Source organism: Devosia sp. P3_B2, assembly GCF_056402875.1.
In genome coordinates this window covers 264630-283890 of the sequence record NZ_JBFUGO010000005.1, presented here as the reverse complement: position 1 = coordinate 283890, position 19261 = coordinate 264630, and the positions used below count along the sequence as shown (strand labels likewise).

The 19261-nt window shown below is 65.4% G+C and carries 19 protein-coding genes; 11 read left to right on the top strand and 8 right to left on the bottom strand.

Features of this window, described 5'->3' with window-relative positions; genetic code table 11:
• The first annotated feature begins 529 nt into the window (after positions 1 to 529).
• The 7 genes from AC1DV8_RS10135 (at position 530) to nagA (ending at position 7448) form a co-directional block, all read left to right on the top strand.
• Positions 530 to 1825: an ABC transporter substrate-binding protein gene (locus AC1DV8_RS10135; RefSeq protein WP_477157374.1), complete on the top strand. Its 1296-nt coding sequence runs from the start codon at positions 530 to 532 to the stop codon at positions 1823 to 1825.
• Positions 1826 to 2054: 229 nt separating this feature from the next.
• Positions 2055 to 2957, top strand: coding sequence for a carbohydrate ABC transporter permease (locus tag AC1DV8_RS10130; RefSeq protein ID WP_477157373.1), 903 nt, complete (start codon positions 2055 to 2057; stop codon positions 2955 to 2957).
• Positions 2958 to 2965: 8 nt separating this feature from the next.
• Positions 2966 to 3841 (top strand): carbohydrate ABC transporter permease, encoded by an 876-nt coding sequence (locus AC1DV8_RS10125; protein WP_477157372.1) that lies wholly within the window; start codon positions 2966 to 2968, stop codon positions 3839 to 3841.
• Positions 3838 to 4716 carry an ROK family protein gene (locus AC1DV8_RS10120; protein ID WP_477157371.1) on the top strand — a complete coding sequence of 293 codons (879 nt, stop codon included), beginning with the start codon at positions 3838 to 3840 and terminating at the stop codon, positions 4714 to 4716. Before AC1DV8_RS10125 ends, AC1DV8_RS10120 begins: the two co-directional genes overlap by 4 nt.
• Positions 4709 to 5455, top strand: coding sequence for a GntR family transcriptional regulator (locus AC1DV8_RS10115; protein ID WP_477157370.1), 747 nt, complete (start codon positions 4709 to 4711; stop codon positions 5453 to 5455). Before AC1DV8_RS10120 ends, AC1DV8_RS10115 begins: the two co-directional genes overlap by 8 nt.
• A 24-nt stretch (positions 5456 to 5479) precedes the next feature.
• Positions 5480 to 6274: a sugar isomerase domain-containing protein gene (locus AC1DV8_RS10110; protein WP_477150343.1), complete on the top strand. Its 795-nt coding sequence runs from the start codon at positions 5480 to 5482 to the stop codon at positions 6272 to 6274.
• Between the two features lie 52 nt (positions 6275 to 6326).
• Complete coding sequence (nagA, locus tag AC1DV8_RS10105; RefSeq protein ID WP_477157369.1) at positions 6327 to 7448, top strand: N-acetylglucosamine-6-phosphate deacetylase; 1122 nt, start codon at positions 6327 to 6329, stop codon at positions 7446 to 7448.
• Here nagA and AC1DV8_RS10100 read toward each other — a convergent pair.
• Positions 7445 to 7702 carry a hypothetical protein gene (locus AC1DV8_RS10100; RefSeq protein ID WP_477157368.1) on the bottom strand — a complete coding sequence of 86 codons (258 nt, stop codon included), beginning with the start codon at positions 7700 to 7702 and terminating at the stop codon, positions 7445 to 7447. The genes nagA and AC1DV8_RS10100 overlap by 4 nt on opposite strands.
• A 149-nt stretch (positions 7703 to 7851) precedes the next feature.
• On the opposite strand from AC1DV8_RS10100, the gene AC1DV8_RS10095 reads away from it, so the two are divergent.
• Genes AC1DV8_RS10095 through AC1DV8_RS10085 form a run of 3 tightly spaced genes read left to right on the top strand, consistent with a single transcriptional unit; the run spans position 7852 to position 11248 of the window.
• The gene (locus AC1DV8_RS10095; RefSeq protein ID WP_477157367.1) at positions 7852 to 8664 is read left to right on the top strand and encodes a BtpA/SgcQ family protein; all 813 of its coding nucleotides are present in this window, start codon (positions 7852 to 7854) and stop codon (positions 8662 to 8664) included.
• The gene (locus AC1DV8_RS10090; protein ID WP_477157366.1) at positions 8664 to 9761 is read left to right on the top strand and encodes a M42 family metallopeptidase; all 1098 of its coding nucleotides are present in this window, start codon (positions 8664 to 8666) and stop codon (positions 9759 to 9761) included. Before AC1DV8_RS10095 ends, AC1DV8_RS10090 begins: the two co-directional genes overlap by 1 nt.
• The gene (locus tag AC1DV8_RS10085) at positions 9758 to 11248 is read left to right on the top strand and encodes an FGGY-family carbohydrate kinase (protein ID WP_477150338.1); all 1491 of its coding nucleotides are present in this window, start codon (positions 9758 to 9760) and stop codon (positions 11246 to 11248) included. The genes AC1DV8_RS10090 and AC1DV8_RS10085 overlap by 4 nt, the downstream gene beginning before the upstream one ends.
• 121 nt (positions 11249 to 11369) lie before the next feature.
• Here AC1DV8_RS10085 and AC1DV8_RS10080 read toward each other — a convergent pair whose 3' ends face one another.
• The 4 genes from AC1DV8_RS10080 to AC1DV8_RS10065 form a co-directional block, all read right to left on the bottom strand.
• On the bottom strand, positions 11370 to 12305 hold the full coding sequence (locus AC1DV8_RS10080) for a carbohydrate ABC transporter permease (protein WP_477157365.1): 936 nt from the start codon (positions 12303 to 12305) through the stop codon (positions 11370 to 11372).
• Entirely contained in the window at positions 12305 to 13399 is a 1095-nt protein-coding gene (locus AC1DV8_RS10075; RefSeq protein WP_477157364.1) for a carbohydrate ABC transporter permease, read from the bottom strand. The genes AC1DV8_RS10080 and AC1DV8_RS10075 overlap by 1 nt, the downstream gene beginning before the upstream one ends.
• Positions 13400 to 13487: 88 nt before the next feature.
• Positions 13488 to 15122, bottom strand: a complete 1635-nt coding sequence (locus tag AC1DV8_RS10070; RefSeq protein WP_477157363.1) for an extracellular solute-binding protein — start codon at positions 15120 to 15122, stop codon at positions 13488 to 13490.
• Positions 15123 to 15418: 296 nt separating this feature from the next.
• Positions 15419 to 15871, bottom strand: coding sequence for an RbsD/FucU family protein (locus tag AC1DV8_RS10065; RefSeq protein ID WP_477157362.1), 453 nt, complete (start codon positions 15869 to 15871; stop codon positions 15419 to 15421).
• A 68-nt stretch (positions 15872 to 15939) separates the two neighbouring features.
• Here AC1DV8_RS10065 and AC1DV8_RS10060 point away from each other — a divergent pair, with 68 nt between their 5' ends.
• The gene (locus tag AC1DV8_RS10060; protein ID WP_477157361.1) at positions 15940 to 16683 is read left to right on the top strand and encodes a creatininase family protein; all 744 of its coding nucleotides are present in this window, start codon (positions 15940 to 15942) and stop codon (positions 16681 to 16683) included.
• A gap of 112 nt (positions 16684 to 16795) precedes the next feature.
• On the opposite strand, the gene AC1DV8_RS10055 is transcribed toward AC1DV8_RS10060, so the two are convergent.
• The 3 genes from AC1DV8_RS10055 to AC1DV8_RS10045 all read right to left on the bottom strand — a co-directional run bounded on the left by AC1DV8_RS10055 (position 16796) and on the right by AC1DV8_RS10045 (position 19218).
• Positions 16796 to 17497, bottom strand: coding sequence for an ABC transporter ATP-binding protein (locus AC1DV8_RS10055; protein WP_477157360.1), 702 nt, complete (start codon positions 17495 to 17497; stop codon positions 16796 to 16798).
• The gene (locus AC1DV8_RS10050; protein ID WP_477157359.1) at positions 17497 to 18285 is read right to left on the bottom strand and encodes an ABC transporter permease; all 789 of its coding nucleotides are present in this window, start codon (positions 18283 to 18285) and stop codon (positions 17497 to 17499) included. Before AC1DV8_RS10050 ends, AC1DV8_RS10055 begins: the two co-directional genes overlap by 1 nt.
• Before the next feature lie 90 nt (positions 18286 to 18375).
• Positions 18376 to 19218, bottom strand: a complete 843-nt coding sequence (locus AC1DV8_RS10045; protein ID WP_477157358.1) for a DUF2793 domain-containing protein — start codon at positions 19216 to 19218, stop codon at positions 18376 to 18378.
• Between the last annotated feature and the right edge of the window lie 43 nt (positions 19219 to 19261).

Below are 19261 nucleotides of genomic sequence, written 5' to 3'. Positions count from 1 at the left end.
CTCCGCATCGAGCRACCCTCGCGTGATAGCGGCTTGACCGGCGAACCGGTCCTTGCCGTGATGGTTTCCGCCTGAACTGCAGCGACCCGCAGCCCACCCGGTCTCCCCCGCACCAACCACTCGTCATGATCTCGCTTCGGTGCAGCGGACGAGGGCAGAATCGCATGGCTGGGGAGTGGGGGGATAGATCGGCGCAAGATTCTCGCAACGCCTTGCCCGGCCTCGTGATTGTGGCTCCGCTCACCCCACCCATCCTCCCCCGTCAGAGGGGGAGGTGCCGCATCGAGCTCCTCGGCGAGATCGCGCCTCACTTCATGACGCGTGTGCAAATGAGAAAGAGCGCACCGTTTCCGGACGCGGCGACGGTAGATCACGGAGTTCGGCACTCTCCCGGGCGGCGCTGATGAACAACGATGCGTAGCGTTCATCGCGGCCATGAGCCCCTCTTGACCAATGTCGTTATAACGTCATAACTCTATAACGTCAGCCGGGCGGAGGCATGCCTGGCGCGTACAGGGAGAATTCGAATATGCAGCTGTTCCAGGCTTTGACGCGTGCCGCGGGCACCGTTGCCATCCTGCTTTCAAGCACCGCGCTGGTTTCGGCGGCGGATGTGTCGTTCCTCACCCACTGGGCGCCGGACACGGTGGCCAAGCTGGAAGCGGCGGCCGCGACCTACACTTCGGCCCACCCCGACACCAAGATCACCGTGCGCGCCGTGCCGTTCGGCGACCTGTTGACGACGCTGCGCACTTCGGGCGGCGGCGCCGGCGGGGCGACGATTGCCGGCATTTATGATGCTTGGCTGCCCGACCTCGCCAAAGACCAACTGGTGGCGGCGGTTCCCGATGCGATTGCGGCGGACACCAAGGCCAACTGGCCGGCGGGGGTGATCGGCGCGGCTTCGATCGGCGGCGTGCTGTATGGCATTCCGAACGAGATCGACGTCTATGCGCTCAACTACAACAAGAAGCTGTTCGCCGAAGCCGGCATCGCCGAGGCGCCCAAGACCTGGGACGAATTCCTTGCGGCGGCCGAGAAGCTGACCGACAAAGCAAAGGGCCAGCAGGGCTTTGGGCTGATCAACTCGTGGGCGGCAGGCGTGCTGCACCCGTTCTCGTCGCTGCTGGTTTCGAACGGCGGCGACCTCGTGGTCGACGGCAAGCCGGTGTTCGACAGCGAGGCGGCCAAGCAGACCTTCGAGCTGTATGAAAAGCTGATCAAATCGGGCTATTCGGACCCGGCGATGGCGACGGCGGACGCCAACACTACCGGGCCATTCCTCGACAGTTTCGTGTCGGGCAAGACCGGCATGATCATCATGGCGAACTGGTGGGAATCGGCATTGAAGGCCGGCATGGGCGATGCGTTTGCCGATGTAGCAACGGCGCCGATCCCGGTGGGGCCGTCGGGCGATGTGCCGCGCTCGATCTCGTATTCGTGGATGACGGTGGTGAACGCCAAGGCTTCGGCCGAGGAACAGGCGGCGGCGTGGGACTTCCTCAACTGGCTCAACGGGCCGGAATCGGGTCCGAACGGCGCGTCGGCGATGGGCGATATCCTGATGTCGATGGGGATTTTGCCGTCGCGGACTTCGGATGGGGCGGCGTTTGCCGAGAAGCTCGCTGGGGATGCGTTCCTCAAGGGCTATACCGAGACGCTGGCCAACGCCAAGGGGTTCCCGGTGGTGCTGGGCGGGCAGGAGTTCTCGGAATCGCTGCAGAAGACGCTGGAAGCGGTGCAGTTCGGGCAGCTGTCGGCGGCTGATGCGCAGGCGACGGCGCAGGCTGATGCGACCGAGATTCTGGAGCGCAACGCGAAGTAGGCTTAGCCGGCGCAAGCCGACCCCCACCCCTGTCCCCTCCCCCTCAACAGGGGGAGGGAGACGATGGAACCGACGGTGCGGATGCCTGCGCCGAACTAGAAACAACCCACGGTGTCATCCCGGCGCAGGCCGGGATCCAGCCTGAGATTTCACAACCGGCAGCGGACGTGGAAAGACCTCAGGATGGGCCCGGCCTTCGCCGGGGTGACGCCGGTGGATGGGAAGAAGTATGCCCGCGACCAACAACCAGCACCGATCAGCGGTTTTCATGCTCGCGCCTGCGACCGGGCTGCTGGCGGTATTCATCATCATTCCGATGCTGCTGACGATCTGGCTGAGTTTTCAGGAGTGGTCGACGCAGACGGGGTTCGAGACGGCGACGTTTGTCGGGGTGCAGAACTTCATCGATATCTTCGCCAACAACTCGGTGGGGCGCGACTTCAAGGCGGCGCTGGTGAATACGGCGCTCTACACGGTGGCGTCGGTGGCGATCATCCTGCCGCTGTCGGTGATGCTGGGGCTCTTGGTGCACCAGAAGATCGCGCCGGGTGGGGTGTTCCTCAGGACGGTGCTGTTTTCGACCTACATGGTGCCGATGATCGCGGTGGCGCTGGTGTTCTCGAAGCTCTATTCGCCGACCGAGGGGCCGCTGAACCAGATCCTCGGTTGGGTCGGCATTGGACCGCAGACCTGGCTGAGCGCGCCGCAGACGGCGCTGTTTTCGATCGTGATTTTGAACGTGTGGCAGCAGGTGGGGTACTTCACCGTGCTCGCCGTGGCGGGGCTGACGCAGATCCCGGATTCGCTTTACGAGGCAGCGAAGATCGATGGGGCGAACCCGGTGCAGCGGTTCTTTGCGATCACCCTGCCCCTGCTCGGCAACACGCTGCTGTTTTCGGCGGTGATCGCCATCATCAACGCGGTGCAGGTGTTCGAGCCGGTGGCGCTGATTACCCAGGGCGGGCCGGTGAATGCCACCAATGTGCTGACCTACCACATCCGCCGCGTCGGCATCGAGCGGGCGCAGGGCGGGCTCGGCTCGGCCATGGCGGTAACGCTGATGCTGGCGCTGGTGGTGGCGATCGCGCTGCTGTTCGCGTTTGCCCGATCGCGGGAGGCGAAGGCCGCATGAGCGCCGCAATGAGCACCGCAGTTGCCGACCGCCGCGCCCTCGAACGGCCGCGCTACAAGCTGAGACCGGCCAGCGCATTGCTGGTGCTGGTGATCATCGTGGTGGCGGTGATCGCGGCGTTCCCGCTGGCCTGGATGGTGCTCACCAGCCTCAAGACGCCGCAGGAGACGATGCAGGTGCCGCCAGTGTGGCTGCCGGGGGCGCCGAACCTCGATGCCTATGCGCAAGTGGCGGAAGTGGTGAGCCTGGGGCGCTCGTTCTTCAATTCGGCTGTGATCGCGGTGGTGACGACGGTGGCGATCATCGTGACCAGCCTGATGGCCGGGTATGCGTTCGCCAAGTACGAGTTCCGCTACAAGGAGGCGCTGTTTGCACTGCTGATCGCGACGATGTTCCTGCCGCCGATCGTGACGCTGATCCCGCTGTACCGGATCACCGGCTATCTGGGGCTGAATGCGAGCCTTGCCGGGGTGATCGTGCCCAATCTCGCCAATGCGTTCGGGATTTTCCTGATGCGGCAGTTCATCAAGGGCGTGCCGGATGAGCTGATCGAGGCGGCGCGGGTGGATGGGGCGTCGGAATTGCGGGTGCTGTTCCAGATCGTCGCGCCGGCGGTGATGCCGGCGATTGCGGCGCTGGTGCTGTTCGCGTTCGTCTACCACTGGAACAGCTATCTGTGGCCGCTGACGGTGCTGCAGGGGAGCGCGGAGCAGTATCCGATCGTCATCTCGCTCTCGCGGCTGCTCAGCTACAACCGCGGCGCAATGAATACCGGGCTGGTGATGGCGGGCGCGACGCTGGCAGTGCTGCCGCCGGTGCTGCTGTTCGTGATTTTGCAGCGGTTCTTCGTCGACTCGGTGGTGAGTTCGGGGGTGAAGGGATGAGCACGATCCTCGCCATCGATCTTGGTGGCACGCGGTTCCGGGCTGGGGTTGCGGATATCGCTGACCCGGCAGCGGTGCAGCCGGTGGGTGAGTGGGCCGCGCCGCAGACGTTGGCAGCGTTCATGGAGCTGCTGAAACAGCAGCTGGCGGCGCATGGGGCGACGCGGCTGGGGCTGGGGATACCCGGGCTGGCGCAGGGGACTGTGTGCCGGTGGGTGCCTAACCTGCCCTATCTCGATGGGCTCGATCTCGCGGCGGAGTTGCCGGCGGTGTCGATCGGGCTCGGGAACGATGCGCAGCTGGCGTTGCTGGCCGAGGCCTCGGCCGGCGCGGCGGTGGGGCTGGAGGATGCGATCCTCCTCGCGATCGGGACGGGGATCGGGTCGTCGGTGCTGGCGGGCGGGCGGATCGTCGCCGGCAATGGCGGGGCGGCGTGTTCGTTCGGCTGGGCGGTGGCGGATGTGCACGATGCGGGCGAGGACCGGAGCGGCTGGCTGGAGCGGCAAGCTTCGGGGCGGGCGCTGGATGTGGCGGCGCAAGCGATCGGGCTGCCCGACGGGGCGGCGCTGGTGCGGGCGGCGCGCGGGCGCGACGGGGCGGCGATCGATGCGCTGACGCCGGCGATGCAGGCTCTCGGCACGGCGCTGGCCGGGGCGGTGGCGCTGCTGGCGCCGCAGGCGATCATTCTGGCGGGTGGGGTCGCGGCATCGGTGGATGTGCTGAAGCCGCTGATCCTCATGGCGCTGCGCAGGCAGTTGCCGCCGCATCTCAGAGACATCGATTTGAGACCCGGGCAATTCGGGCCAAAGGCCGGCCTGGTGGGCGCCGCGTTTGCGGGCGCCTACGGGGCGAAGTGGAGGAATGGGCATGGTTGAACCGACAGGTCTGATGAAGCCGGACCGGCGGCGGCCGGAGCCCCTGTGGCACCAGGCCGAAATGGCGCTGCGCGAGCTGATCGAGCGCGGCGAATGGACGTCGGGGTCGCAGATCCCGAACGAGGACCGGCTGGGCGAGATGCTGGGCATTTCGCGGATTACGCTCAGGCATGCGCTGCGCAACCTCGAGGAAGCGGGGCTGTTGCGGCGCGAGCATGGGCGCGGCACGTTCGTACGCTCGGCGACGGTGGTGGCCGGCGTGCGCGGGCTCACCAGCTTCACCGAGGAAATGAAGACCCTGGCGCTGGCGGCGGGGACCAAGCTGCTCGAGGCGCATCGCGTGCCGGCCGACGAGGAGATGGCCGATGCGCTGGAGATCGCGCTCGGCGACCCGGTGGTGCAGTTGCGCCGGCTGCGACTGGGCAACGGCATGCCGATCGGCATCCAGACCAGCCACCTGCCCGAGGCGCGGGTGCCGGGGCTGTTCGAAGATGCGGTCAATGTGCAGTCGCTATACGGCTGGCTGAAGGAGCATTGCGGCATCATCCCGGTGAAGGCCAAGGAGGTCTATCGGGTCGGCCGGGTGGCCGAGATCGATGCCGAGATGATCCAGCTGGCGGCGGGCACGCCGGCCTTCGAGGTCGAGCGTATCGCCTACGATTCGAGGGGGCCGTTCGAATACGCCCTCTCCACCATGCGCGCGGACCGCTACGAGATCCGCTCCACCCTTTATGTGTAACGCTTTGTTTTGAAAGGCAAACCTATGTCCACCCTGTATATCAGCAAGCTCGTGAAGATCGCCGAGGCGGCGGCCGAAGCGAATGCCGACGCCTTCGACAAGGCCTCGTCCGCGGTTGCGGAAACCCTCGCCAACAAGGGCCTGGTGCACCTGTACGGTTCGGGCCATTCGGTGCTGCCGGTGCAGGAGACCTACCCGCGCTATGGCTCCTATGTCGGCTTCAACCCGCTGACCGACCCGCGCGTCATGTGGCACAACATCCTCGGCGCCGGCGGCGTGCGTGAGTTGCTTTGGCTCGAGCGCACCGAGAAATATGCCGAGAAGTTCCTCGACCATCAGCCGCTGAACGCCGGCGACACCATCGTGATCTTCGGCCATTCCGGTAGCAACGCCTCGGGCATCGATACGGCGCTTTATGCGAGGGAGCGCGGGCTGACGGTGATCGCTATCACCGCCAAGTCCAATGCCGGCAAGCCCGCCAGCCACAGCTCGGGCAAGCGCCTGCCGCACGCTGCCGACATCGTCATCGACACGGGCTCGCCGGTGGAAGACGCGATCGTCGACATCAAGGGCTGGAGCCGTCCGGTAGCCGGTTCGTCGACTGTGCTCGCGATGATGATGATGCATGAGTTGCTGGCCGAGAGCGCGCAAAAGCTGGCGGATCGCGGCATCGAACTGCCGGTGTTCGCTTCGCCGACGATCCCGGGCGTGACGCTGCATGACACCGACATCATCTACGGCGTTTACCGCGAGCGGATGCTGGAAGCGCAGCAGAAGCATCTGCCGCAGTTCAAGAAGTCCATGGCCCAGGAAGGCTGATCGGACGTCCCGGGCGCTTGGCTGACCCTGACGCCCGGGACACCTTTTCGATATGACCCAGACACTTACCGCCTACACCGGCGCCCGCATCTTCGATGGCGAGGCGTGGCGCGATGATGCTGCGCTCGTGGTCGAGGGCGGTGTCGTTCAATCCATTGGAGCTGTGCCGGCCGGCGCGGCGCGTGTCGTTCTCGATGGCGGGGTGCTGGCCCCGGGGTTGATCGACTTGCAGGTCAATGGCGGTGGCGGGCATCTGGTCGGGCCGGGGACGACAGCGGACGATCTGGCGATGGTGTGCGCTACCCACCGCGCGTTCGGGGTGAGTGGGCTGCTGCCGACGCTGATTACCGATACGACCGAGGTCGCTGATGTAGTGCTGGCGGCTGGCGCCGAGGCGGCGCGGCGGAAGGTGCCGGGCTTTCTCGGGTTGCATCTCGAGGGACCGCATCTGTCGCTAGCGCGGAAGGGTGCGCATGATCCGGCGCTGATCCGGCCGATGGACGAGGCGGACCTGGTGCGGCTGGAGCGGGCGCGCGGCGCCCTGCCCCATCTGCTTGTGACGGTGGCGGCGGAGACGGTGACGCCGGAACAGATCGCGCGGCTGGTGCGGGCCGGAATCGTGGTCAGCATCGGACATTCGGATGCTTCGTTCGACGTGGCGTCGGCGACGATCCGGGCGGGCGCCAGCATGGCGACGCACCTGTTCAATGCGATGAGCCAAATCGGCAACCGCGACCCGGGCGTGGTCGGGGCGGCGCTGCATCACGGCAGCGTGTGGGCTGGGCTGATTGCCGACGGCATCCACGTGAACCCGGCGACGCTGCGGCTGGCGCTGCGAGCCAAGACCGGACCGGGACGGATTTTTCTCGTGTCGGATTCCATGTCGCAGGCGGGTACGGACATGGCGAGCTTCGAGCTCAATGGGCGGACGATCTATCGCAAGGATGGCGCGTTGCGGCTTGGTGACGGGACGCTGGCAGGGGCCGACCTGACGCTGGATGCGGCGCTACGATACGCGCATTTTGAGCTGGGGCTGGAACTGGGCGAGTGCCTGCGGATGGCATCGCTGTATCCAGCGCAGGCGATCGGGGCGGAGGGGCTCGGGCGGTTGGTGCCGGGCGCGCCGTTCGTCTGGTTCGGCGATGACCTGAGGGTGCGGACGCTGCCCGCCTAGTCGCGAAAACTGTAGCGCGGGGCGTTTTCGGGCTGGAGCAGGATGGCGCGCAGCTCGGTGTCACCGGCTGTGTAGTCGACCTTGACGGGTGGCGGGCCGGAGAACGCCTGGATGCCGATCCAGCCGGCGACCAGCGCGCCGGCGAGGATGCCGGCGCCGGTGAAGCGGTACTTGCGGGCGCGTTTGGCGATCCGTCCCGGCAGCAGTAGCAGCCAGAAGATGGGGACCAGGAGGAGCAGAAGGAGCAGTTCCATCGGGGGAACCTCGCACTCATTCCCGCGCAAGGTACCGGATCGTGGTTAAGGATTGGTGTGGAACACGCTTACCGCCCGTCGCGGGCCGTAGACGCCGGGCTTGGCCGCTGCTACGCATAGGCGTCTAGTAAAGCGGTTTACAAGAAGCAATGACAAGCAAATTCAAGACGGTGTTCGGCGACAAGAAGCCGGTGATCGCGATGGTGCACCTTGGCGCCCTGCCCGGCGCTCCGCTGCACGACTACGAGGGGGGCGTGGAGGCCATCGTCGAAGGAGCGCGCAAGGATTTGCGGGCGCTACAGGCGGCGGGCTTCGATGCGGTGATGTTCGGCAACGAGAACGACCGGCCGTATGAGTTCAAGGTCGATACCGCGTCGACGGCGACGATGGGCTACGTGATCGGGCGGCTGCGCTCCGAGATCACGGTGCCGTTCGGGGTGAACGTGCTGTGGGACCCGGAAAGCTCCATCGCGCTGGCGGCGGCGACCGGGGCTCGGTTCGTGCGCGAGATCTTCACGGGCACCTATGCCTCGGATATGGGGCCGTGGACGCCGGATGCCGGCAAGGCAGTGCGCTACCGCGACCGGCTGGGCCGGCAGGACCTGGCGCTGCTCTACAACGTCTCGGCCGAGTTCGCGTATTCGCTGGACCAGCGGCCGCTGAGCGACCGGGCGCGGAGCGCGGTGTTTTCGTCGATCCCCGATGCGATCCTCGTTTCTGGCGCGATTACCGGCGAGGCAGCGAAGATGGTTGACCTCGAGGCGGTGAAGCGAGTGCTGCCGACGACGCCGGTGCTGGCGAACACGGGCGTGAAGCATGCGACGGTGGCCGATGTGCTGGCGGTTGCGGATGGCTGCATCGTCGGCTCGTCGCTGAAGGTCGACGGCGACACCTGGAAGGCCGTGGACGCCGACCGGGCGGCCGAGTTCATGCGGCTGGTCCGCGCAGCACGGGGCTACTGATGAGCTTGAAGCAATGGGTTATTGACCTGATGCTGATCCCAGGGCTCTCCGGGTATGAGGGGCGCGTCAGGAAGTACCTGAAGGCGGCGATGGCCGGGTTGGGGATCACCTCGACGACCGACCGGATGGGCAACCTGATCGCGACGCTTGAGGGCGACAAGGGCGCGCCGAGTGTGATGCTGTTCGCGCACATGGACCAGCTCGGGCTGATCGTCAGGAAGATCGAAGCCAATGGCATGGTTCGAGTCGAGCGGCTGGGCGGCGTGCCGGAGCGGGCACTGCCGTCGACGGAGGTGCTGTTTTGCATCGGCGAGGGCAAGGATGTGCCCGGGCTGATTGCGCACAAGAGCCACCACGCGACGTCGCAGGACGAGAAGTACAAGGTACTGCCCTACCCCGAGCTCTATATCGACGCCGGGTTCAAGTCGGCAGCCGAGGTGCTGGCGGCGGGGATCGATGTGGGGACGCCCATCGTCTACGCGCCGAAGGTGACCGAACTCGCCAACGGGCGGATCGCCGGCACGGCGGTGGATGACCGGGCGGCCTGCGCTGTGATGATCGAGGTGGCGAAGGCGCTCGCTGATGTGAAGAAGCGGCCGACGGTGCATTTCGTGTTCTCGGTGCAGGAGGAGTTCAACCTGCGTGGCGCGGTGACGGCGGCGCAGGTGCTGATGCCGGATGTGGCGATCCAGCTCGACCTGATCCTCGCGACTGATACGCCCGACATGGCGGCACGCGGCGACGTAAAGCTCGGCGGCGGGCCGGCGATCTCGCTCTACTCGTTCCATGGGCGGGGGACGCTGAACGGCACGCTGCCGCATCCGGCGATGGTGAAGCTGTTCGAGGATAGCGCTGAAGCGAAGAAGCTGCCGCTGCAGCGGAGCGCGCATATCGGGGCGCTGACCGACCTCAGCTATGTGCAGCTGGTGGGCCAGGGCGTCGCGTCGATCGATGTGGGCTTCCCGATGCGCTACTCGCACTCGTCGCTGGAGGTTTGCGACATGGCCGATCTCGAGCAACTGACGATGCTGCTGGTGGAAGCGCTGCCGCGGATCGACAGCAAGTTCAGCCTCGACCGGGATGATTACATCGGATGAGGCACTATCTCGGCATCGATATCGGGACGTTTGAATCGAAGGGCGTGCTGGTGGATGCGGAGGGGCGGATCGTCGCCAGCGCCGCCCGGCCGCACAAGATGCTGGTGCCGCAGCCCGGCTGGGCCGAACACCGGCCACGCGAGGACTGGTGGGGCGACTTCTGCTTCCTGAGCCAGGCGCTGATCGCCGATAGCGGCGTCGACCCCAAGGACATCGTGGCGGTGGCGGCGAGCGCCATCGGGCCGTGCATGCTGCCGGTGGATGCCGACGGCGAGCCGCTGATGAACGGCGTGCTCTATGGCGTCGATACGCGGGCGGCCAAGGAGATCGAGGAGCTGACGGCGCGGATCGGCGAGGATGTTCTGCTCAGCCGCTGCGGCAATGCGCTGACCAGCCAGTCGATCGGGCCGAAGATCCTGTGGCTGAAGCGGAACCGGCCGGAGATCTACGCCAAGACCGCGAAGATCCTGACCTCGACCACCTACATCGTGCAGAAGCTCACCGGGCGATACGTGATCGACCATTATTCGGCGGCAAATTTCTCGCCGCTCTATGATGTCGAGAAGCTGGCTTGGACCGATGAGTTGGCGGACGACATCATCGGGTTGGACAAGCTGCCCGAGGCGATCTGGACCACCGATATTGCCGGGACAGTGACGGCGGAGGCTTCGGCGGCGACCGGGCTGGCGGTGGGGACGCCGGTGACCACGGGGACGATCGATGCGGGCGCCGAGGCGCTGAGTGTCGGGGTGCTCGATAGCGGCGACATGCTGCTGATGTATGGCTCGACCATCTTCATCATCGAGATCACGCCGGTGCGGGTACCGGATGCGCGGCTGTGGTATGCGCCGTGGTTCTTCCCGGGCAAGCACGCGGCGATGTCGGGGCTCGCGACAAGCGGAACGCTGAGCCACTGGTTCCGCGAGCAGTTTGCCAAGGAGCTCGACCCGGCGACGGCGGTGATGGCGCTGGCGCTCGAGGCGGAGGGCTCACCGCCTGGGGCAAACGGGCTGGTGATGCTGCCGTATTTCTCGGGCGAGCGGACGCCAATCCACGATACCGAGGCCAAGGGCGTGCTGTTCGGAATGGACCTGACGCATACGCGCGGTGACATCTATCGCGCGATCTTCGAGGGCATCGCCTTCGGCACGAACCACGTGTTCGAGACCTATGCCGATGTGGGGCAGCCGCCCAAGGCGATCCTCGCGGCGGGCGGCGGGACGAAGAACCGGGTGTGGGCGCAGGCGACTTCGGACGTTTCGGGGCGGACACAGATCGTGCGGCAGAAGACGGTGGGGGCGTCGTATGGCGATGCGTTCATCGCGGCGCTGGCGATCGGGGACGTGCAGCCGGATGATATCCGGACGTGGAACCCGGTGGATCATGAGATCACGCCGGATGCGGGGTTAGCGGAGCTGTATCGGCGACGGTATCGGGTGTTCCGGGAGCTGTACGAGCGGAACAAGGATTTGATGCGGGAGCTCTAACCCCGGCATCGAGTACCTAGCGCACCCCCTCCGAGCTTCGCTAGGTCGCTTTGCTCCCAAGCTTCGCTTGCCTCCCCCGTCAAGGGGGAGGTTGGGTCTGGTGGTTGTGGCCGGATCGCGCCTAGCCCTTGATGCTGCCGGCCGTCAGGCCCTTGATGATGTAGCGTTCGAGCAGGATGCCGACGACGACCAGCGGGGCAATTGCCGCGGTCGATAGCGCGGCCATGCTCCACCAGTTGATGCCTTGCGAGCCGGTTTGGCTGGCGACCATGACGGGGAGCGTCTTGGCGTTGGAGCCGGTGAGCAGCGCGGCGAAGAAGTACTCGTTCCAGCACAGGATCAGGCTGAGGATGAAGGCGGCGACCATGCCGGGGAGCGCCATCGGCAGGATGATGCGGAGGAAGGTGCCCCAGGGGCCGAGGCCATCGACCTGCGCAGCTTCGTCGAGTTCGATCGGGATGGTGTCGAACTGGTCCTTCATGATCCAGATGACGATGGGCAGCACGGTCAGCGTGTAGAGGAGGATCAGGCCGGTGAGGCTGTCGAGCAGCGCCAGCTCGCGGTAGAGGACGAGGAACGGCAGCGCGAGAACGACCGGCGGCAGGATGAGCTGGCTGAGGAAGAAGAAGCTCAGGTCCTCGTTCTTCATCCAGAGGAATTTGTACTGGAAGCGGCTGAGGCCGTAGGCGGCGAGCGCGCCGATGGTCACGGCCAGCGTCGAGGCGCCGAAGGCGGTGTAGACCGAGTTGAGGAACCGCCCGAGGAACTCGTCGCGAACGGTCGAGATCTGGCCGATGGTGTCGGGGGAGAGGCCGAGCGAGCGCCAGCCCAGCCAGTTGGGCTGGTAGTCGACCCACGGGATGAGGTGGCCGAGCTGCACGTCCTTGGCCACCTTCATCGAGGTGGTGATGGTCCAGTAGACGGGGAACAGCGAGACGAAGGCCCAGAATACCAGCGCCGCGTAGATGCCGATGCGGCCGAGCAGCCACTTGGTTCGGCGGACCGCAACACCGGTATCTGGGTGGGCCGCGGCGGAGATTGTTGCTTCGGCGGCCATCAGGTCATTCTCCGCATGCGCTTGCTCAGTACCCTCAGCAGTATGGTGATGAAGACCACGATCACCACCAGGTAGAACATCGCCAGCATGGTGCCGTAGCCGACGTTCGAGCGGTCGCGGTATTCGCGATAGATGAAGCTCGAGACGCTGTCGGTGGCGCCGCCGGGGCCGCCGGAGGTGACGGTGATGATGATGTCGGCGAGCTTCAATTTGAAGATGATGCGGAGGACGATCGCGGTGATCGAGACGGGCAGCATCAGCGGGAAGGTGATCTGCCAGAAGCGCTGCCAGGGCGAGGCGCCATCGACTCTCGCGGCCTCCATGACTTCCTTGGGCATGGCCTGGAGGCCGGCCAGCAGCAGGATCATCACGAAGGGGATCGAAACCCAGGCGTCCATCGCCTCGATCCAGAGCCGGGCGACCCAGGGGTCGGTGAAGAAGCTCGGGTTGTTGAAGCCCAGCCAGCGGGCGAAGCGCGCCACCGGGCCGAAGCGGTATTCGAGCATCGACTTGCCGACCATCCAGCTCACGGCGACGGGCGACAGCATCAACGGAATGAGGAAGACGACACGCCAGAATTTTCGCGCGCGAATCTCGGCGTTCAGAAGCAGCGCGAGGCCGAAGGCGATGGCGTACTCGACGAGGACGAAGAGGACATAGATCACCATGTTGCGCAGGGCGTTCCAGTAGAACGGGTCGCGGACCAGCTGCACCAGGTTGTCGAAGCCGTTGAACTTCTGGCCGGTCAGGGAGGCGAGGTTCCAGTCGGTGAAGGCGATCGACAAGCCGAACAGGGTCGGGAAGATCGCCATGGCGACGGTGAAGAGCGCGGCCGGCAGGATGAACAGGGCCTTGAGGCCCGCCTCGCCGCGCATCATTACCATGCCGGTGCCGAGGGCGACGGCCCAGAGCACGTAGGCGTAAAGCGTCGGACGCCAATCCCTGAGGCCGAGCGGCAGGATGCCCGCCGAGTTGAGCGCCTGCAAGAGGCCGACGGCCAGGAACAGGACGGTGGCGGCGGCGATGAGCGCCCTGCCCGCTTCCTTGCGGCGGGGCGTAACGACGCCGTAGCTTGGTGATTCAGTCAACGCCATCCACGCCTCATCGAACAGTTCGGGCTCAGAACGAAATCGGCTGGTGACGGTCCGCCACCAGCCGTGGATTGTCAATCAGCGCAGGGCGTCAGAGCCCAAGCGAGGCCTTATAGAGCTTGATCTGATTGTCGCGACCGATCTGGTCGGTGATCTTCTCCCAGGCCGCGGCGATGGCGTCGGCGGTTTCCTGAGCGCCGGCGTACTGGCCGTTGATGCCCTTCACCAGTTCGTCCTCGGCGATGGAATAGTACTGGAAGATGCCGGGAATACGCGGCTCGATCGCCGCGTTCGGGTGATTGTAGCTGTCGAGGTTGGAACCGAGATAATCCTCGACGAAGGCGCGATCGTAACCGGCCGCTTCCCACTCCTCGTACTGGAAGTGCGAGTTGCGGTAGGGCTGGAAGCCGGACGGATAGGCGGCGGTCCACAGCGAGATGTCCTTGCCACCGAGATGGGCAGCGGCGGACCAGGCAGCTTTACGCTTCTTCTCGTCGGCGGAGACGCGGCTTGTGACGTAAACGCCCCAGCCGATATAGGCCATGTTCGGAGCGAAGTTCTCCTTCTCTTCCCAGGCGCTGGTCTTCGAATTGTAGACCTTCTTGGCACCAGGGTTGATCGAGAAGCCAACGACATCGCCGACCACCGAGGTATCGGAGGTGCGGGCGTTGGAGCCGACGTCGCCCCACCAGGTGAGGGCCGCGCCGGTGCCGCCGAGGAACTGCGAGAAGGCAGTGGCGTTCGGATCGGCGTTGAGCTGATCAGGCGGATAGGCCTTGGCCTTGACCAGATCGAGCACGTCCTGGATGCCCTGCACCCAGGCCGGGTTGTTGACGCGCGGCTTCATGGTGTCGGGGTCGAACAGCCAGGCCGGATCGTCCGGATGCTTGGCGTAAGCGGCAGCGCGGTCTTCAAGGAAGTAGAAGCCGAAGCCGCCCCACTGGTACTTCAGCGGGTCGATGAAGCCGTAGGCCGGGGTTCCGGTGATCGGATCGTTCTTACCGGCAAGGGCCGTGGCCAGCGCCGGGAAATCTTCCCAGTGCGTCGGAACGTCGGCCATGCCACTGATCGAGCCGTCGCCGAAATAGTCCTTGCGGTAGGCGAAGGTGTGGCAATCGCCGTCTATGTTGATGCGGTAGGTCTTGCCATCCCAGGTGCCGACCGGCGCCTTCAGATAGTCCACGAGGTCGTCGGCCTCGATCTGGGTCTTCACCCAGTCGGGCATCTCGTCGAGCAGGCCCTTGCTGGCGGTATCGCCCTCGAAGGGTGCACCCATCTCGACGATATCAAAGTCAACGGTGCCGGTGGCGATCGACTGCTGCAGCCGCGGGTTGTAGTCGGCCTGGGCGAGGTCGATCCAGTTGATCTTGGCGCCGGTATAGGCTTCCCACGGCTTCAGGAAGCCGCGGAACAGGAAGTTGTGCAGGTTCTGGTTGTTGAGGCCCATGAAGGTGAGCTCAACGCCGGCGAATTCACCCTCGGCAACGTTGGCCTTGGTGGCGGCGAGGCAGAGTTCGCCGACTTTCTGCCAGTCGGCATCGGTGGGCGAGCCCTTGCCGACGCCCGGAATCTGCAGGATCTGGGCGCGCACGCTGTCCTGGGCGAATGCACGGCCAGCGAAAGAGCTGCTCAGGGCAGTGCCGGCGGCAAGCGCGGCAGCGCCCTTCAGGAAGTTGCGGCGGTTCGCCTGCATGGCAGCAACCGCGTTGTAGAGTTCGAGTTTCACGTCAGTTCTCCCTCAAATCGCCGCTCGAGCGGCGTTGTCGCCTCCGCGCCGGCGCTCGATGGGAAACTGAACGGCAGGTCGGGCGGCGCCACAGCGCAACCCAAGTCCCTCAACCCCTGCCTAAGTCCCTCCCCAGGGAGCGCATCCTTATGTGCGGGATGCTGATGAATGGTACGGAGCTAACATGTTAGAAGTCAACAGGTTGGCGGCGCGAGCCGGCGCACCGGACTGCACAAAGAGCACTTGCATTCATGGGTGAGCGGCACTTGCTTTCACCAATGAATGCGCACTTCCGCCTATGCTTCGGGCGGCAGGACGCCCTTCTTGAAGACAAAGCAGCCATAAAACCGGCGCTCGCCCGTCTGGATGACGACGTAGGATTGCTTGGCGGCCTCATAGAAGGCGAAGCGCTCGATCGAGCCCATGGGAGATGGCTTACCCTCGGCCTTGTCGATGGCGGCCTGGACCTCCTGCTGCACCGCGGGCACCTCGTCGGGCTTGCCTACGATTTCCATACGCAACGCCGGGTGCGGCACGAAGCTATCAAGCGGCATCAGCGACAGGATCGCCTCGGCGGCGCGGCCGGCGGTGACATTCTCCAGCTTCAGGAGCTTTCCGTAGACGGTCTGGCGCGCGATCGAATCCGAGGGAAAGTTCATGTCGGCGATGATCAGGTCGTCGCCGTGCCCCATGGATTTGAGCGCATGCAGCACGTCGGCATTCAGAATTGGGTCGATCCCCTTGAGCATGATTTTCTCCCCTGCCCTTGCCGGCTAATGTCCATGGAAAGCCGGAGACACGCAAGCGAGGGGAGACGATGCGTTACGAGATGATGCTGCCGCACCAGATTCGGCGGGCGATCGAGGAGAACTGGCCGGTGGTGCTGCCGCTGGGGGTGCTCGAGTACCATGGCGAGCACATGGCAGTGGGCATGGATACGCTGGTGGTGATCAAGGTGCTGGAGCGGCTGGAGGCCGAGATGAACCTGGTGATCCTGCCGCCGTTCTACTACGGCGCCGCCAGCTACGCCGTGGAGCCGCCGGAGGGGAACGGCTCGATCCAGGTTGGCCAGCAGGCGCTGGCGCCGTTTGCGGGCGAGCTGTTCCGCAGCCTGTTGCGGGTGGGATTTCGTAACATCCACTTCTTCATCCACCACCAGAGCGAGAACTTCGCGGCGGGAATGCCGACTGACCTCAGCTTCAAGTTCGCGGCGCGGCAGGCGATCTTCGCGTGGCTCGAGGAGCATCGGGGCGAAGGCTGGTGGGGCCAGGCCGGGATGGACGACTACTACCAGCAGCACGCAACAGGCGACGACCCGTTCAACTGGATCAAAGGCCACCCGCTGATGACGGCGGAGATCATCAGCAAGTACCCGTTCGATCACGCGGGGATCGGCGAGACCTCGCTGATGCTGGCGCTCTGTCCGGAGGCGGTGGAGATGGCCCGGATCGACGACGCGAAGTGGTACACGCGCAGCGCCCGCGAAGGGACGGCGGAACTGGGGTGGAAGGGCGTCACGATGATCGAGGAACATCTGAGGGAGGTGCTGTCAGCACCGTAGCGCCCGGTTGGTCGATCGCTGGGTTGGAGGCGAAGGCGACGCGGAGGCCTGAGGGCGGCCCCGGGTGACGTACTAACGAGAGGCAGGGCGATCAGTGGCCCAAGGGAAATCCTCAGCCAAACGCCTTCACCTTGCCCTTTTCCATTTCGAGCCGCTTGTTACAGGTCTTCGCGAGCAGCTCTTCACTGTGGCTGGCCAGCACAATGATGCCCGCCTTCTCGGCCAGCAGGTTCATCCGGTCCGTCGCCTTCTTCTGGAAGCTCGCGTCCCCTGCCCCGATCCATTCGTCCATCAACAGAATCTCCGGCTCCATCGTCGTGGCGATGGCGAAGGCGAGGCGGGCGCCCATGCCTTGGCTGTAGCTCTTGAAGGGCAGGTCGATGAATTCGCCGAGTTCGGAGAACTCGATGATCTCGTCGGTGCGCTCGGCGATTTCGGTTTCGGTCCAGCCGTTGATCAGGCCGCGCAGCAGGATGTTGCGGCGGCCGGTGGCTTCGGGGCGGAAGCCGAGGTTGATGTTGAACAGGGCATCGACCTTGCCGCGGATGTCGAGGCTCCCGCCAGTGGGCTCGTATATCCCGTAGAGCACCTTGAGCAGCGTGGTCTTGCCGGCGCCGTTGGCGCCGACGAGGCCGAGGCGATCGCCGGCCTTGAGTTCGAAGCTGACGCCATCGAGGGCGGTGACGAAGCGATGCGAGCCGCTGCCCGAGATGGTGCCGCCGGTTTGCGGCAAGCGCTTGTCGCGGGGGCGGAGGGTCAGCTTTTCCCGCACCTGGTAGTTGAGATGCAGATCGTGGGCGCGAATGGAAACCATCAGACGATCAAAGCCACCTGGCGACGGAAGGTGCCGAGCAGCAGGACGGCGATGGCCCACATTGCCAGCGTGATGATGAGGCAAACGCCGAAGGAATTGAGCGGCGCGGTACCGTCGACGATCGGCTCGCGGACGATGTCGAGGAAGTAGGTGAAGGGGTTCCAGTAGTAGAGCGCGGTACGCAGCGGATCGCCGCCGGCGTTGCCCCAGAATACCGGAGTGGCGAACATGGCGACGCGCATCAGGTTGGCGACGACAAACTGGCTATCGGGGAAGAACACGCCGAGGAAGGCAAAGACCGTCACCACAGCGGGGGAGGCGATGAGCACAAGGGCGATACCCAGCGCCGACCACATCCAGGCACCGGTGATGGCTACCCCGGCAAGGAGCAAGATGATGACGCAGCCAGCCAGGGCGTAGCCGGAACGGATGAGGTTCTGCAGCGTCAGGCGCATGACGTAGACCGACAGCGGAAGGGTCGTGCCCTTGATGAACCCCTCTTCGCGTTCGAACAGCGATACCGCCTGGGTGATCGTGTCGGTGATGTAGAGCCAAACGAGGAGACCGACGCCAATGTAGATGGCGTGCAGCGGGTCCAACGGCGCCGGGGTGAAAATGAAGATGAAGGTGGCTGCGAAGGCGAAATAGTTGACCAGCAGCCAGAGGGGGCCGAGCGTTGTGCGACGGTGCTGATCGAAGATGTCTTCCGTCGCCAGCGCGATCCAGACGCGCCGCTGCTCGTAGCCGCCAATGATGTCGGTGAGCGCGTTGCTGAGAATCTTGAGCATGGGTGCCCCGGGCGGTTCGTCGCGTGCTCGCCTAGCACAGGGCGACCCCGGGGCCAATTGCAGCAATGCCACGTTGGGCGATTGCCACCGCTAACTGACGATGGCGCGGTCGGCGAGGCGGCGCCAATCGGTGCCGTCGGAGAAGGCGAGCGTGGCGCCGCCGGATTCATCCGCGAAGTAGATAAGTTGGCCMGCGCCGGCGCKGGCGGCGGGGGCGGTGGCGACGGTGTAGGATTTGGGGCGGATCGGGCCATCGACGTCGAGACGGACGGCTGGCGCGGCGGTGCCGATGCCGATGTGGCCGGTGGCCGGATCGACCACTAGGGCCTCGTGCCAGGTGGTGCCGTCCGGGCTGGTCTTGAGGTGAAGCTTGTCATCGCCGGTGGTGCCGAGTTCGGCGCGGCCGGAGAAGCCGGTCTGGTAGAGGAGGCTGGCGGACTGCCCGGCACCCGCCTTGTTGAGCTTCAGTTGCACATTGCCGGAGCCGGGGGTGACGTCGTCGTGGCTAAGGAGGATGGCGTCGGATTTGACGGCGAGGCGGTTCGTGCCGTCGGCGGCAGTGTTGAGGCCGAGTTTGGCCGCGGTGGCATCGAGGCCCAGCGTCGGCTGCCAGGCGCTGCCGCTCCAGGCGAGGAGGCCGTTTTCGTCGAGCACGAAGGCGAGCCAGCCCGGTTCGGGGGCGTGGAACAGCCAGATGGCGCCGTCGTGGGTGGCGATCTGGTTGGTCTTGCCGGACCATGGGCCGGTGGGGCTTGGGCCGACGATGTAGCGAGCGCCGGTCGCGGGGCTGGACGGCGGGGTGGAGAGGTCGCGGTCGAGCACGGCGAGTTGCGCCAGGGTGTCGAGGGCGGCGATCGCCTCGTTGTGGGTGATGTGCTTGCCGGCCTGGGCCGGGAGGATGAAGGGGAGCTTCAGGTGGGTGCTGGTGGTCATGGTGTCCTCGGGTTGGTGAGCCGAGGATAGGCGGGCGGTTTCG

Bases quoted from the DNA above. Each gene is read 5' to 3' on its own strand.
- AC1DV8_RS10050 (WP_477157359.1), bottom strand. From the start codon at position 18,285: ATGCTCAAGATTCTCAGCAACGCGCTCACCGACATCATTGGCGGCTAC.
- AC1DV8_RS10090 (WP_477157366.1), top strand. From the start codon at position 8,664: ATGAGCTTGAAGCAATGGGTTATTGACCTGATGCTGATCCCAGGGCTC.
- AC1DV8_RS10060 (WP_477157361.1), top strand. From the start codon at position 15,940: ATGCGTTACGAGATGATGCTGCCGCACCAGATTCGGCGGGCGATCGAG.
- AC1DV8_RS10055 (WP_477157360.1), bottom strand. From the start codon at position 17,497: ATGGTTTCCATTCGCGCCCACGATCTGCATCTCAACTACCAGGTGCGG.
- AC1DV8_RS10100 (WP_477157368.1), bottom strand. From the start codon at position 7,702: ATGGAACTGCTCCTTCTGCTCCTCCTGGTCCCCATCTTCTGGCTGCTA.
- AC1DV8_RS10075 (WP_477157364.1), bottom strand. From the start codon at position 13,399: ATGGCGTTGACTGAATCACCAAGCTACGGCGTCGTTACGCCCCGCCGC.
- AC1DV8_RS10110 (WP_477150343.1), top strand. From the start codon at position 5,480: ATGTCCACCCTGTATATCAGCAAGCTCGTGAAGATCGCCGAGGCGGCG.
- AC1DV8_RS10130 (WP_477157373.1), top strand. From the start codon at position 2,055: ATGCCCGCGACCAACAACCAGCACCGATCAGCGGTTTTCATGCTCGCG.
- AC1DV8_RS10120 (WP_477157371.1), top strand. From the start codon at position 3,838: ATGAGCACGATCCTCGCCATCGATCTTGGTGGCACGCGGTTCCGGGCT.
- AC1DV8_RS10135 (WP_477157374.1), top strand. From the start codon at position 530: ATGCAGCTGTTCCAGGCTTTGACGCGTGCCGCGGGCACCGTTGCCATC.
- AC1DV8_RS10095 (WP_477157367.1), top strand. From the start codon at position 7,852: ATGACAAGCAAATTCAAGACGGTGTTCGGCGACAAGAAGCCGGTGATC.
- AC1DV8_RS10065 (WP_477157362.1), bottom strand. From the start codon at position 15,871: ATGCTCAAGGGGATCGACCCAATTCTGAATGCCGACGTGCTGCATGCG.
- AC1DV8_RS10080 (WP_477157365.1), bottom strand. From the start codon at position 12,305: ATGGCCGCCGAAGCAACAATCTCCGCCGCGGCCCACCCAGATACCGGT.
- AC1DV8_RS10115 (WP_477157370.1), top strand. From the start codon at position 4,709: ATGGTTGAACCGACAGGTCTGATGAAGCCGGACCGGCGGCGGCCGGAG.
- nagA (WP_477157369.1), top strand. From the start codon at position 6,327: ATGACCCAGACACTTACCGCCTACACCGGCGCCCGCATCTTCGATGGC.
- AC1DV8_RS10125 (WP_477157372.1), top strand. From the start codon at position 2,966: ATGAGCACCGCAGTTGCCGACCGCCGCGCCCTCGAACGGCCGCGCTAC.
- AC1DV8_RS10085 (WP_477150338.1), top strand. From the start codon at position 9,758: ATGAGGCACTATCTCGGCATCGATATCGGGACGTTTGAATCGAAGGGC.